The 13662-nt window shown below is 60.7% G+C and carries 13 protein-coding genes; 8 read left to right on the top strand and 5 right to left on the bottom strand.

Annotation, left to right across the window (positions count from 1 at the left end; all coding sequences use genetic code 11):
• Positions 1 to 340: 340 nt before the first annotated feature.
• The 5 genes from AArcS_RS02450 to AArcS_RS02430 all read left to right on the top strand — a co-directional run bounded on the left by AArcS_RS02450 (position 341) and on the right by AArcS_RS02430 (position 7672).
• The gene (locus tag AArcS_RS02450) at positions 341 to 2086 is read left to right on the top strand and encodes a hypothetical protein (RefSeq protein ID WP_238478839.1); all 1746 of its coding nucleotides are present in this window, start codon (positions 341 to 343) and stop codon (positions 2084 to 2086) included.
• A gap of 1 nt (position 2087) precedes the next feature.
• Positions 2088 to 3020: a hypothetical protein gene (locus tag AArcS_RS02445; protein WP_238478838.1), complete on the top strand. Its 933-nt coding sequence runs from the start codon at positions 2088 to 2090 to the stop codon at positions 3018 to 3020.
• A complete protein-coding gene (locus tag AArcS_RS02440; RefSeq protein WP_238478837.1) occupies positions 3020 to 3799 on the top strand; it encodes a hypothetical protein in 780 nt (259 codons plus the stop codon). Before AArcS_RS02445 ends, AArcS_RS02440 begins: the two co-directional genes overlap by 1 nt.
• A gap of 187 nt (positions 3800 to 3986) precedes the next feature.
• Complete coding sequence (locus AArcS_RS02435; protein ID WP_375139628.1) at positions 3987 to 6071, top strand: hydantoinase/oxoprolinase family protein; 2085 nt, start codon at positions 3987 to 3989, stop codon at positions 6069 to 6071.
• Positions 6068 to 7672: a hydantoinase B/oxoprolinase family protein gene (locus AArcS_RS02430; protein ID WP_238478836.1), complete on the top strand. Its 1605-nt coding sequence runs from the start codon at positions 6068 to 6070 to the stop codon at positions 7670 to 7672. Before AArcS_RS02435 ends, AArcS_RS02430 begins: the two co-directional genes overlap by 4 nt.
• A 102-nt stretch (positions 7673 to 7774) precedes the next feature.
• On the opposite strand, the gene aglF is transcribed toward AArcS_RS02430, so the two are convergent.
• Positions 7775 to 8518, bottom strand: coding sequence for a UTP--glucose-1-phosphate uridylyltransferase AglF (aglF, locus tag AArcS_RS02425; protein WP_238478835.1), 744 nt, complete (start codon positions 8516 to 8518; stop codon positions 7775 to 7777).
• A gap of 131 nt (positions 8519 to 8649) precedes the next feature.
• On the opposite strand from aglF, the gene AArcS_RS02420 reads away from it, so the two are divergent.
• Positions 8650 to 9375 (top strand): sugar phosphate nucleotidyltransferase, encoded by a 726-nt coding sequence (locus AArcS_RS02420; RefSeq protein ID WP_238478834.1) that lies wholly within the window; start codon positions 8650 to 8652, stop codon positions 9373 to 9375.
• Positions 9376 to 9396: 21 nt separating this feature from the next.
• On the opposite strand, the gene AArcS_RS02415 is transcribed toward AArcS_RS02420, so the two are convergent.
• From AArcS_RS02415 to AArcS_RS02400, 4 genes are all read right to left on the bottom strand, one after another.
• On the bottom strand, positions 9397 to 9843 hold the full coding sequence (locus tag AArcS_RS02415) for a hypothetical protein (protein ID WP_238478833.1): 447 nt from the start codon (positions 9841 to 9843) through the stop codon (positions 9397 to 9399).
• 7 nt (positions 9844 to 9850) lie between these two features.
• Positions 9851 to 10405 (bottom strand): DUF7342 family protein, encoded by a 555-nt coding sequence (locus AArcS_RS02410; RefSeq protein WP_238478832.1) that lies wholly within the window; start codon positions 10403 to 10405, stop codon positions 9851 to 9853.
• Positions 10406 to 10585: 180 nt separating this feature from the next.
• On the bottom strand, positions 10586 to 11329 hold the full coding sequence (locus AArcS_RS02405; protein WP_238478831.1) for an MBL fold metallo-hydrolase: 744 nt from the start codon (positions 11327 to 11329) through the stop codon (positions 10586 to 10588).
• Positions 11330 to 11440: 111 nt separating this feature from the next.
• A complete protein-coding gene (locus AArcS_RS02400) occupies positions 11441 to 11851 on the bottom strand; it encodes a VanZ family protein (protein WP_238478830.1) in 411 nt (136 codons plus the stop codon).
• 266 nt (positions 11852 to 12117) lie between these two features.
• On the opposite strand from AArcS_RS02400, the gene AArcS_RS02395 reads away from it, so the two are divergent.
• Both AArcS_RS02395 and AArcS_RS02390 read left to right on the top strand, forming a co-directional pair.
• Positions 12118 to 12498: a hypothetical protein gene (locus tag AArcS_RS02395; RefSeq protein ID WP_238478829.1), complete on the top strand. Its 381-nt coding sequence runs from the start codon at positions 12118 to 12120 to the stop codon at positions 12496 to 12498.
• A gap of 60 nt (positions 12499 to 12558) precedes the next feature.
• Positions 12559 to 13545 carry a GDP-mannose 4,6-dehydratase gene (locus AArcS_RS02390; protein WP_238478828.1) on the top strand — a complete coding sequence of 329 codons (987 nt, stop codon included), beginning with the start codon at positions 12559 to 12561 and terminating at the stop codon, positions 13543 to 13545.
• Positions 13546 to 13662 lie beyond the last annotated feature (117 nt).

Raw genomic sequence — 13662 nt, 5'->3', positions numbered from 1 at the left:
TACTATGATGTATTTGTACAACAACCGTTGTTATTGTATCGGCAGTGAAAAAATGAGCTGTAATGAACTACGAAAGATCTTGAGAGCAATGGCGTGAACCAACAGTGGTGGATTCTTAGGTTTCCGCCCCCTCCCATCGGCAGTCGGTGGTACTCCCCGCTCAGAAGGGTTCTGTAGTGATGAGGCGAGGCATTACGGAGTACGCATGATGTATCTCCGGCTTTCCTCAGACTGTAATGGGACGTAATGCTGGTCACCAGTCAACAAAGCAAGTCGGCATCCTCTATACCTACCCCTTTCAATACATTTATTAAGTAACAATAAGATCCAAACATGTCGTATGAGATTGTCAAGCACGACACTCTCCGGGGATCGTACGGTCGACGACGCGACATCGCTCGCGTTATCGATCGACGAAGTGATCGGGGAATACATCCGCGAATTCGCAGAAGAGCAACATAGCACCTATCGGGATGGACTAAAACTCATCGCTGCGGGCGCTCTGACGATCATTTTCGCATACGTCGTCATCGGCGGCGTCTGGGTCGCAATGGTCGGTGCAGCGATCGGTGGAAAGGGCCTGGTAGATCTCAAACGGGCCAGAGACGAGCGCCCGGAGATCCGTGTGACCGGCGCACGGAAACGATACTGGACAGGATATGCATTTCCACGGGGCGAAGGGACGCTGCTGTTTGATGCGACCGATACAGCATCTCACACGGAGTTCAATCTCGAACGGCTGGATGATCCGGACGCGCTGGCCCAGGCCCACAACGAGCTCACGAAGATCGACCGATTCCCGACCGTTATCGATCCCGAGGACAACGTCGAAGAGGATATCGTCCGTCATCTCGGGAACGTACACAACGAACTCGCAAACACGGAGGAACTGACGCTTTCCGCGCCGGTTATCGAAGGCGACAATCCACTTGTCGAGGGACTAGAACGGATCGAGCCCGCGATGAGTGATGGTGGCGTCGATCTCGACCCCGAGTACGAGCTCGACGAGGCTGCAGAGATCGTCGACACGATCGAGGACTTAGAACAGCTCGCCTTCGAGACCGACCCAGGGGAGCAACTGCGTGAACTCAAAGAGAGTGCAGACGAGACGGTCACACACGTCGTCGAGACGCAATCGGACGCGATCGATACACTGAACGACCATATCGAGACCGCGGGAGATCTTCTCGCGACGACGACGTACAAGTTCTACTGTCCAGTCTGCCAGATCGACGAGGTCGAATCACAGCTTGAGGGCACACTCTCCGACGGTGCGGAGTGGCACTGCCCGACGTGTACGAACACGTTCACCGAGGGCGTCATCATCCCGAAACATCGGATGAAAGACGAAGTGATCGAGGACGTGTGGGACCAGCTCTGGATCGAGAAAGACGACGAGCGCCGCCGAATCTACGAGTCCATCGAGGATCAAAAGACCGAGCTCGGAGAGCGTGAATACGAGCAACGCCGCGAAGAGATCCGAACGGCTAGCGGTCGGATCAAGGACCGGCGCGCAAAGCTCCGGGACCTGCAGACTCGTGCACGTGCCGGCAAAGGAAAAATCGACGAGATCGGTGATCTGATGGTGAAATATCGGGGGCTTGCCGAACAGCGCAAGAACAAGTTCCGGACTGAAGTCAATCAAAAGGCCGAGGAAATCGACCGACGCACGAGCGAGCTTATCGAGGAAACACGAAACGTCGAACAGGAGCGGCTCGAACAGGCCGAACAGCAAGCACAGGCCAACGCACAGATGCTTCGGGCCGAACAGGAACGTCGCCACAGAGAGAAGATGGCGGCACAGGAACAACTCATCGATGTCGCCCAGCAGAACCTCGAAGCCAACGAGGCGGCCGCCGAGTTCGCCTACGAGAGCGCGAAGGCAAACCGTGTCGGTGCCGAAGCATCTGTCAGGAACTTACAGGCCAGCAAGCATCAAAAGCAGTTGCTCGAATCCATGGAGGACATAGACAAGAAACAACACATCATGGACGTCAGGGGGAGCGTCAATCCGATCCCCGCGATCAACAAGGGGCACATGATGGCGAAACGAGCAACCGGAATGAGCCGAGCAAAACAGAACTAACATGTCGAGTCAAGATCTCCACCCACTCCTGTCGAACATCAGCGAGCGTATCGGCAACGTCAGAACCGAGATACAGAACCTGATCGGAGAGGTACAGAAGATCCGAACGGCGATCACAGAGGGTGTCGAGACGATCGTCGATGCGATCAACGACAACACACAGGCACAGGCCGAAGTGAAGCTTATCGACGAGATGTCGGAAGTCCATAGCCTCGAACCGCAGATCGCGGCCGAAGAAAAAACGATCGAGGAGGAACGCGAGGAACTGGAGTCGACCCTCGATCGGATCGGCGAGCGATACCAGGAAAAACAAGAGGAGCTGGATCGCAAGGCCGAAAAACGAGTCCGCGATGTCGGCTCACACATCTTCGAGATCGACGAAAACGAGTTCGAGGAATCCGTCGAAACGCCGTTTGTCGAACACGTCACGAGCACGTGGGCCGAGTTCCGTGAACACAACAACACGGTCCAGTCCTCACGCGAGGGATCGCTCCGGCAAGCAATCGATCGGGCATACGACTCGATCGATGGGTTCATCGACCGACGTGAGCGCTTGCTCGACGATATCGATCACCACCGGGCCGACACGGCACTCACGATCGATGAGCCGACACCAATTCAGGTGCCGTGCTGGGAGATCACCGTCGAACGGGGAGCAGAGAGCAAAACCTTCGTCGTCGGACCGTCACAGATCCAACACGACGATGGAGAGTGGCTCTCCGCATCGATCGATCAACTTGACCAGTTCGACGATCCGATGTACGCAGTTACTGGTCGACCCCCGGATGACACCGCACGACTGGACGTTCGGAAGGACGATCTCGTGGACGTGATCGACCAGCATGGAGAGGAGCGTCTCGGTGGGCTTGTCTCGTACAGCGATGCGTTCGATGGCGTGATCGAAGATGGAGTCCGAATCGAGGTGGAAGAGTAATGGCTGACCTCTCGGATACCCGGGCGATCGTCGACGAGAGCGAGGTCTACGAGGGCCAGATCATCCCGACCGTCCAATCCGAAATCGGGCGTGACGTGACGGTCGGTCCAGATGCCGTGGTGACCGACGGAATCTACGGGAACGACGTGGCCATTGAATCCGGCGCACGCGTCGAAGCCTCAGTGATGGGAAGGACGGGCGTCGAACTCGACGAGTGTGAAGTGTATGGTGACGTTGGAGCAGATGGCCGGATTACTGGAATCGATGCCTATACGCATAGCAGTGTCAGCGGGACGACGATCCGCCTCCAGAACTGTGTGATTCGTGGAAACGTCGTCGGTACGACCGTCCGCCTGGAGAACTGTCTCGTGCTCGGCATCGCTGCTGCCGAGCGTGAACTCGTCCTCGAAGATAGCTTGTGTTACACGTTCAAGGCCCCTGGCGGCGGTGAATGCAGTGGTTCACAGGTGCTGCTCCCGCAAGCTGTCGCTGGTGAGTCGTTCACTATCGCGGACCCGATTTCGGTCATCGGGCTGCCGATTTCGAACGAGGACTCATCTGAGATCGAGCTCACTGACGAGGACCGTGTCGAGTACGACGAACAGACCTATCTGACGATCGCCGACCGGGTGCTCGATCTCGACGGGATCGAGGATCGTATCGAGACACTCGAAGCGATGCTGAGGGAGGTAGTTGACGAGGCCGAGGCTGCTTCGGAGGCAGACCTCCGTGCGACAGTCGCAGCTGCGCTGGATATCGACGAGGAGCGATTGCCCTGAGACCCACCTACCTCTGAGTCGTTCCCCATCTCCTCGATTCACGGGTACCGCTGCAGGAGGAACTCTGTAGACGGTAGTCGAGAAGACATCCACAAGATACGCTTGGCCTGCGAACAGCTGCTGGCTGACATCGACTGAGACGTGTGTGGAACAACCTTTTTGTGACTCTCGTTGCGAGTCAGAGCAAGTGAATAGAGTGACGGCAAACGGGACAGACGACGGCCGCGACGAGGATGCTACGCACGCAGGGAAACGGGTCGGTGTCGACGTCGGAGGGACGTTCACTGACGTCGTGCTGGTCACAGCGGACAGTCTGGTCACGGCGAAGGTCTCCTCGACCGAACCCCAGCACGAGGGGGTGCTGTCCGGGATCAGAAAAGCCTGCAATCGGGCAGGGATCGCGCCAGACGAGATCGAATCGTTCGTCCACGCGACGACAGTTTCGGTTAACGCACTGCTGGAACGCGATGGTGCCGAGACCGCGCTCGTGACGACGGCGGGCTTTCGCGACGTGCTCGAAATCGGCAGGCAGACGCGCCCCCATCTGTACGATCTCTCGGCGGAGAAAACGCCGCCGCTGGTGCCCCGGCACCGTCGATTTGAGCTCGACGAACGCTCGACTGTTGACGGTGTCGATACGCCGGTCGATCTCGACGCGCTCGACGAACTCGTCGAGACGCTGTCGGACGTCGACAGCGTCGCCGTCTCGTTTCTTCACGCGTACCGTCACCCTGCCAACGAAGCTGAGGTCGCAGCGACGCTCCGGGAGCGGCTTGACGTGCCGGTGTCGGCCTCCAGTGAGGTCCTGCCGACGTTTCGTGAGTACGAGCGGACATCGACGACCGTGGTCGATGCCTACCTGCGCCCGGCGATCGACTCGTATCTCGGCGAGCTGGTCGCGGGGGCCACGGAGATCGGCCTTCCGGAACCACAGGTGATGCAGTCCAACGGCGGGATCGCCGACCCGGATCACATCAGGGAGCGCGCCGTTACGACGGTGCTTTCCGGTCCCGCTGCGGGCGTGGTCGGCGCGAGTGCAAGCGCAGACGGCGTACTCGACACAACGGGCGTCGAGGGGATCGTCACGTTCGACATGGGCGGCACCTCCAGTGATGTAGGCGTCGTCAGAGAGCGCGACATCGCGCGGACGACCGACGTGACGGTTGCCGGGCAGCCGATCGGCACCCCGATGGTCGACATCGAGACGGTCGGCTCCGGCGGGGGGAGCATCGCCTGGGTTGACGAGGGGGGTGCGCTCCGTGTCGGGCCCGAATCCGCCGGCGCGGACCCCGGCCCGGTCTGTTATGGCAACGGCGGCGATCGGCCGACCGTCACCGATGCGAACGTCGTGCTTGGCTACATCGGCGCTGGCACGGAGTTCGGCGGCGAAGTCGCGATGGACGAGGCGGCCGCCCGCGAGGCGCTCGCCGATCTGGCCGAAGAAGCAGGTCTTTCCTCGGCGGTCGAGGCAGCCGAGGGGGTCTACAGGGTTGCGAACGCGACGATGACCCGGGCGATCCGCTCGGTGACGATCGAGCGTGGCCACGATCCGCGCACGTTCGCCCTCGTCGCGTTCGGGGGGGCCGGACCGATGCACGCGGCCGCCCTCGCCGAGCAACTCGATATCGATCGCGTGGTGTTCCCGCTGGCTGGCGGGGTGCTCTCGGCCTACGGGCTGCTGGCAGCCGACGAGAAATACGACGCGGTGCGGACCCGACGGGTCGAACTCGCGGAGGCGGATCCGGAGACGATTGTGGGAATCTACGAGGAGCTGATCGACGAGGTCGAGTCGAACGTCACCGCCGAGGAAGCACCCGTGATCGAGCGAACGGCGGCGCTACGCTACCGCGGCCAGAGCTTCGAGCTGGACGTCGACGTCGACGTCGACGAGCGATTCGATCCGGCGACCGTCCGCGAGCGGTTTACAGCGGCCCACAGGCAGGCGTACGGCTACGCGATGGACGACCCCGTCGAGCTCGTCACACTGCGGGTGACCGGAACCGTTGAGAACGAGCCGCCGCGGACCCAGTACCGCCCCCATACCACAGAGTCGGCGGAATCGAAGGACCAGCCGACCACGCGGTCGGTCGTCTTCGATGGCGAGGAGCAGAGGGCAACCGTATCCGGTCGAACCGAACTCGAACCGGGAACGACGATCGACGGGCCGGCGATTCTCGAAGGCGAGGAGAGCACGACGGTGATACCACCAACCTGGACGGGGACCGTTCGAGGGGACGGTGCTGTCGTCTGCACGCGCGGTGATCGACGATGAGCCTCGATGCGGTAACGCTGGAAGTGCTGCGGAATCAGCTGGTCGGGATCGCCGAGGAGATGGGCGAGGTGCTGATTCAGAGTGCGTACTCGCCAAACATCAAGGAGCGACAGGACTGTTCGACCGCGCTGTTCGACGCCCACGGCCGGATGGTCGCGCAGGCCGAACACATTCCGGTCCACCTGGGTGCGATGCCCGAGGCGGTCTCGGCCGTCCGTGAGCGCGACCCAGAGCCGGGAGAGGCCTACGTGCTGAACGATCCGTTCACCGGCGGGACGCATCTGCCCGACATCACGATCGTCTCGCCACTCCACCTCGACGGCGAGATCGTGGGATACGGGGTCACGCGCGCCCACCACGGCGATGTCGGCGGGATGTCTCCGGGGAGCATGCCCGCCGGTGCGATGGAAGTGTACCAGGAGGGAGTACGGCTTCCCCCAACCTGCCTCGTCCGTGAGGGCGAGCTTCGGGAGGAGCTGCTCTCGCTGATCCTCGCCAACGTCCGGAACCCCGAACAGCGCCGGGCGGATCTGCGCGCCCAGCTCGCCGCGAACGATCGTGCCGACTTGCGCCTGCGTGAACTCGTCGACGAGCACGGCAGGGAGACGGTCGAGACCGGCTTCGACGAGGTGATCGAGTACTCGCGCAAGCGGATCGAGGCCAAAATCGAGGCGATTCCGGACGGTGAGTACGTCGCCGAGGACGTCCTCGAAGGTGACGGTGTCGTCGACGAGGAGATCCCGATCGTCGCGACCGTCACCATCGACGGCGCGTCAGTGAGGGTGGATTTCGCAGGGAGCGCCGACCAGATGCCGGGGAACATGAACGCGCCGCTTGCGGTCGCACAGAGCGCAGTCTACTTCGTACTCCGCGCGGTGACTGACCCGGATATCCCGCCCAACGCGGGCTGTTACGAGCCCATCGAGGTACGCGTCCCGGCGGGATCGATCCTGAACCCGCGCCCGCCCGCGGCGGTCGTCGGCGGGAACGTCGAGACCAGCCAGCGAGTCACCGATGTCGTTCTCTCGGCGTTCGCCGAGGCAGCCCCCGACCGGGTTCCCGCACAGGGACAGGGGACGATGAACAACCTGATCATCGGGACGCGGGACACCGACGGCTTCACGTACTACGAGACGATCGGGGGCGGCTTCGGTGCACGACCGGACCGGGACGGGATGGACGGCGTGCAGGTCGGCATGACGAACACGCTGAACACGCCGATCGAGGCGCTGGAGAACGAGTATCCGTTCCAGGTGCTCGAATACGCGCTTCGCAACAGGAGCGGCGGCGATGGCCAGTACCGGGGCGGGATGGGACTCACTCGCTCGCTCCGGCTGGAGGAAGAAGCCACGGTTTCAGTACTGACCGAGCGGCGACGACTCGCTCCGCAAGGACTCGACGGCGGCGAACCGGGTGCCACCGGCGAGAACCTGATCGACGGCGACCCGATCCCCGCGAAAACCACCGTCGACGTCGACGCCGGATCGACGGTCACGATCAACACACCCGGTGGAGGGGGGTACGGTGATCCCACCGAGCGAGCGACGGAGCTTCGTGAACGAGACAGTATTGACGGGCGCAGAAATGCGGACGACGATTGAGTCAGAGACAGAGAAGCAACCGCCTCTCGGTGGGGATCGGTTACTGGGTGAGTAGACGGCGAACGATCAGATTCGCAATGGCCAAAATCCGTCTTCTACCCGCTACTCGGCTTCTGCAGTGGCGGCTTTCTCTTCTTTCTCCTGAAGCCGGCGTTCTGCTTCGTCGCGGTCTTCGGGGTAGCCCACATCGATCCGCCAGCCGTCGAGGCCGATCGCGTCGATCGTCCGGCCGGACTGGATCAGCAGGTCAATCGCCTCGCTGATCTCGTACTCGCCGCGATTCGAGGGCTGGACGAGCTTGCAGGCGTGGAAGATCGCTGGGGAGAACGTGTAAAATCCGGTCATCACCAGATTGCTCGGCGGGTCGTCGGGCTTCTCGACGACATCAGTGATCTCGCCGTAGTTGTTGGTATCACAGACGCCGTACCGGGAGGCCTCCTCGTGGGGAACCTCTTCGACGAGGAAGGCCGCATCCGCGCGGGATTCTTTCTGTCGGTGGACGACGTCGTCGAGATTCGCCTCGAAGATGTTGTCGCCCAGAATCAGCATGAAGTCGTCGTCGATATGCTCCTCGGCGGTGAGCAACGCGTGGGCGAGGCCCTTCTGCTCGCGCTGGTGGGTGTAGGTGATTGGAATGCCGTCCCACTCGTCGCCGTAGTGCTCGATGATGTCTTCCTTGCGATAGCCCACGACGACGACGAACTCCTCGGCACCGAGTTCGGCCAGTCGCTCGAAACAGTGAGTGACGATCGGCCGGCCGTTTACCTCGACCAACCCTTTCGGCTTGTCGTCGGTGAGCGGGCGGAGGCGCGTGCCCTTTCCGGCCGCGAGTACGACTGCTTTCATACTCACAGGCATTGGTTGCTCCGGTAAATACTTTATTACTCTGTCATGAATCAGTGATAGATTCGTTGTGAGGGCCGGTTGCGCTACCGTGACCGAAGGTTTGTGTATCTCCACCATCGAACAGTGGTACAATGCAGGCTGTCGTTCCGGCTGCAGGGACGGGGACTCGGTTGCGCCCACTGACGAGTGACACGCCCAAAGGACTCGTCGACGTGGGAGGGACGCCGATCCTCACGCGCTGTTTCGAGCAGCTCGTGGAGATGGACATCGAAGAGATCGTCGTGATCGTCGGCTACGAGGGCCAACAGATCGTCGACCACTACGGTGGTGCCTTTGACGGAGTCGGGCTCACGTACGTCCGGCAAGCCGAACGTCTGGGGCTAGGCCACGCAGTACTCCAGGCACGCACACATGTGTCCGGGCCGTTCGTCGTCGTCAACGGTGACAACGTCTTTGGGACGCCGCCCCGGGCGCTGCTCGATGCGTATCGGGAGACGGACGTGGACGGCGCGGTGTATGTCGAGTCCGTGAGCCCGGAGGTAGCCCGCCAGACAGGCGTCGTCGAGCTGGCTGATGGGCAGGTTGTAGATCTCATGGAAAAAGCCGAGACGCCGCCGTCGCAGCTCGCGAACGCTGGCTGTTATATGCTTCCCGAGGCGATTTTTCGGGCGTGTGACCTGCTTCGACCGGGCGCGGAGGGCGAGTACCAGTTGAGCGACGCGGTCGGCGTCCTCTGCCGGGCTGGCTACGAGTTCACCCCTGTGGAACTGGAGGGATGGCGAGTGAACGTGAACACACCGGAGGATATCGAGCGTGCGGAAGCGAAGCTGTCTGATGGAGAGTATTTTCACGACTGAAGTCGTGGATACCGCCACCTTTCATTGGTCGGCGATCGTTTCCTCGAGCTTTGCAGGGAGTCGTTGCAGGCAGCTCTCCAAAAAGCTCAGGGGAGCTTCTGCCTCAAGATGGCCAGGCTCGTGGACTATTTCTTCAGCAGTTTCGATCTGAAAGTGAGTAGTGCCGAGCGCTTCGTGGTCGTCGTCTTTGTGCCATCCAAGACTGACCGCATCGTCGACCCACTGCACACGCTGGACATCCGTGCCAGCACGGGGACGCCAGGTGACCTCAACCGTGGCCCAATCTCGGGGAAATGTTTCCCCTACGAACATCTCGATATCAACAGTAGCAACAACAGACCGTGGACGGAGTCGGGAGGGTTGATACTGGACATCGGAAAACCCCGGTTCTTTGTCGAGCCGTTCCTTGATCCGTCGGAGTCCTTCACGGCGAGTAAATCCTCGGCCACCAGCAAGAAACAGAACCATTCTGTCGCTAGCCTTCCTGTGGAAGTGTTCCCAGACCACTCTCCCCGGTATGTGGATCCACGTCGAGCTTCGTCAGTGAACTTTGCAGGCTGATAGCAAGCTGAATTGCTTCCCGCACCTGAATGTTGTATTCCCATTCCTCGATGGTTTCGAGGCGATCCCGTCGATCGCTGGGTGACAGCTCCTCACGTCCAAGGCTCTGGCGAAGTTCCTCAAGTGACTCGACTCCGTACGCCGATTTCCACGAGTCGATTTCGTCACCGATTGCACGCAACTCCCCGGTGAGTTCATCGACAGACTGCTCTTCAGCGAGGGTGCGAACCTCACGAAGGAATTGTGTGACATCGTCCGGCCTGTAACACGTGCCGTCAGCTGTTTCGACGACCGAAAGGTCCCCCTGATCGGCCATCCGATCGAGGTATTTGACGGCTGTATCCCGTGACACGTCCGCTTCTTCAGCGATCCAGCCAGCGTTTCGTGGCGTCGTTCGAGTCAGCGCAACATGCCTGACCCGGTCAGCGGCATCCATTTCTGCTGGCCACACATGTGATTGATCGGTCATGGGTTTCTCTAGAGTCGCTGTTGACTAATAGTTTGGCATAGGACGGAATAATTTGGTATGTCCCTGTCGGAACGGTTGACTGGCGAGGTCCAGACGGCGTCGGCCAGCTGTGCATGCACACAATGCACGGTCACTGTGCTGTCTGTGAACACGCCGGAGGATATCAACCGTGCAGCAGACTCAGTGAGAGGACACCAGCACGTCAGTGTCAGACGGAACCTGAACCGAGGCGTCGACGTACGAGGCCACGGTCGAGCGGAGTTCCTCGGTCGCGTCGGCAGCGTCCGGGTACAGGTGCGTGAGGTATACCGTCTCGATCTCGACGTCCTCCTTCCGGAGCGTTCGTCCCAGCGACGTGGGGGTTGGGTGGTTCGAGGGACTCGGGTGGGAGTCACGATACGCACAGTCGTGGAGCAGTACCTCGCAGCCATCGGCGAGCCGGGCAACGTCCGGGCTGGCTTCCGTATCACCGCTGAACGTGAACTGATCGCCGAAACGATAGGCCAGACAGTACGCGGAGTGGTCCGCTTTGACAGCTCGTACGTCGAATCCTGCAATGGTGTGGGTTCCGGGCTCAATCTCCGTGATATTCAGGTCGGCTCGCTCTCGGAGGTCGTCGACTGCCAGGAGCTGGGTGATCGTGGCCCGTGTTCCGGGTGGGCCGATCACCGTGAGCTCTGGGTTCTCCGAGAGGACGCGTGCCTTGACGATCGAGGAGATGTCGGCGACGTGATCGAGATGGAGATGGGTGAGGAGTACTGTATCGATCGTCTCTGCGGGATGTGCTATCTGGGCCAGTCGCTGGAAGACGCCGTTGCCCGCGTCGACGAGCAGTGTCCGATCGGTCGATTCGAGGAGGATACCGGTCTGATATCGGTCGCCGGTGGAGTGGGCAGCTCCGGTGCCGAGGACAGTCACGTTCATGGCTGGTGTAATGACTTGTGGCCACTCAGGCGTATCGGGTGAACGGATCGTACCTTTGGTGTCGATCGCCCGCGAGGATCCGGCTGAGGTTCTCGTGACTTTCGACTGGCACTATTCGAGGAGGGACCTGATGTCGACGTGGTCCACATAGGGCTCGACGAGGTACCAGCACAGGCTCACCGAGACCGACGCCGCATTGATGAAGACGTCCGTGAGTGCCATGTGTCGCTCCGGGACGAATCCCTGGGCGAGTTCAATGACCGCGCCATATCCCGTGGCGAGGGCGAGGACGAGCAGTGCCTTGCGTTTTCGTGAAATCGGGCGGTCCGTGAGGGCGTACGCGATCGACAGGCCGAGCACGAAGTACGCGAGGAAATGTCGCCAGGTTGGGAGTGCGATGCTGTCCGGCGCGGGGGTGTCCGGGGGGATTGCGAGTACCGAGAAGTAAAAGATGATCCCACAGACGATCGCGACGGCAAGGTATCGCAGCGAACGTGGGAAGACCGGCAGCGGAAGGCGCATGTACAGGTGGTCCGGGAGTACTGGAAAATAGCTGTCGGATTCGTGGTGATTGGAGTGACTTGTACCTCAAAAGCCCCTGGCGTGCTCGACTCCCGCGGCTCGCTGCGCGCTTCGGCCTCCGGCCTGCAGTGCTTGTTTCGCCGGGGTTCGGCGAGCCCGCCAGCCCCTTTTATTCCCACCCCGTGGTTGGTGTGGGCTGGTACGTGCTCATGGGTGTTTCGGGCGTTTTGACGAAGCTTTTTATCACTCAGGTACCATGTGCGCGTATGAGCGACCGACTATCGGTCGATCCGACCGGGCTCAAGCTCGCGCTCCTCGTTGGGGGCGGGCTCTTGCTGTTCATTTTCGCCGGACAGGTGCTTCGGTTTATGAGCCGGATGGTCTCCTGGGGATTGTTCGTGTTGCTCGCCGCCCTGGCAATGTATGTGGTGTATGAGGTGTACACGGGCTGGTCGGCAGGCGCGGAGTCCCAGCGGAGTGTCGAGACGTCTCGGTCGGAGACTGCAGATCCCGTGAGTGATGTCAAGACCGAGTACACTGAAGGCTCGATGTCAGAAGCCGAACTGGAGGAAGAACTCGATCAATTGCTTGACGATCAACAGGAACGAGAGAGTCGAGACATGAGCGAACTCGAAAAAGAGCTGTGAGTGGTGGGGAACAGACCAAAAGAACAACAGTTTTTGGACTGCTGACCGACTCCTCGTGTAATGCAGGTACTCGTCACAGGCGGCGCGGGATTCATCGGTGGTCACATCGCCGAGCGACTGGCGAACGAGGGCCACGACGTCACGGTGTTCGACAAGTTCGTCCCGTACTACGATCTGGGGATCAAAGACCACACCGTCGATGTCTGTCGTGAGGCGGCCGAGGAAAACGGCGGCTCCTACGAACTCATCGAGGGGTGTCTTACCGATGCGGAGCTCGTCGAGGATGCCATCGAGGATATCGATGTCGTCTACCACCAGGCCGCACAGGCTGGCGTGCGCGCAAGCGTTGACGAACCGAAGAAGGTCAACGAGTTCAACGTCACCGGCACGATCAACGTGCTCGAAGCCGCGCGAAAGCATGACGTTGAGCGAGTGGTTGTGGCGTCCTCGTCATCCGTGTACGGGAAACCCGAGTACCTGCCGTACGACGGGGATCATCGGACCACGCCCGTCTCGCCCTACGGTGTCTCGAAGCTCGCGACCGAGCAGTACACCCGCGTGTACAACGAGATCTATGGGTTGCCCACGGTTGCCCTGCGGTACTTCACCGTGTACGGCCCGCGAATGCGTCCCAACATGGCCTTCACAAACTTCGTCTCGCGGTGTCTCCACGGCGAGTCGCCTGAAATCTACGGCGACGGCGAGCAGACGCGGGATTTCACCTACGTCGACGATATCAAGCGCGTCAACGAGCAGCTGCTGACCGACGACAGCGCGGACGGCGAGATAATGAACATCGGCTCGACCGACAACATCGATATTCTGACCTTGGCGGAGGTCGTGCGCGACGAGATCGATCCCAGTCTGGAGATTGAGTTTACGGATGCGCGGAAGGGCGACGCCGAGCACACGCATGCGGATATCTCGAAGGCCAACGAGTTGCTTGGCTACGAGCCGACCGTCGACATTCGCGAGGGGGCTGAGCAGTTCATCGAGTGGTACCGGGCGAACGAGGAGTGGTACGACCCCTTGGTTCGGAATTCATAATTTGAGGGCACTGCGGCCCGGGAGAATCCTCAATCGTCAGGTTGTATGTAGAATCATGTTGCAGTATTTTTCACCGCGACACTCCGGTGATAGTATTGTCAAAGCATTTATGAGAAC

It is taken from the genome of Natranaeroarchaeum sulfidigenes, from assembly GCF_017094485.1.
Lineage (GTDB): Archaea > Halobacteriota > Halobacteria > Halobacteriales > Natronoarchaeaceae > Natranaeroarchaeum > Natranaeroarchaeum sulfidigenes.
The sequence above is the reverse complement of the archived record's forward strand: the minus strand, read 5'-3'. Positions and strand labels throughout refer to the sequence as shown.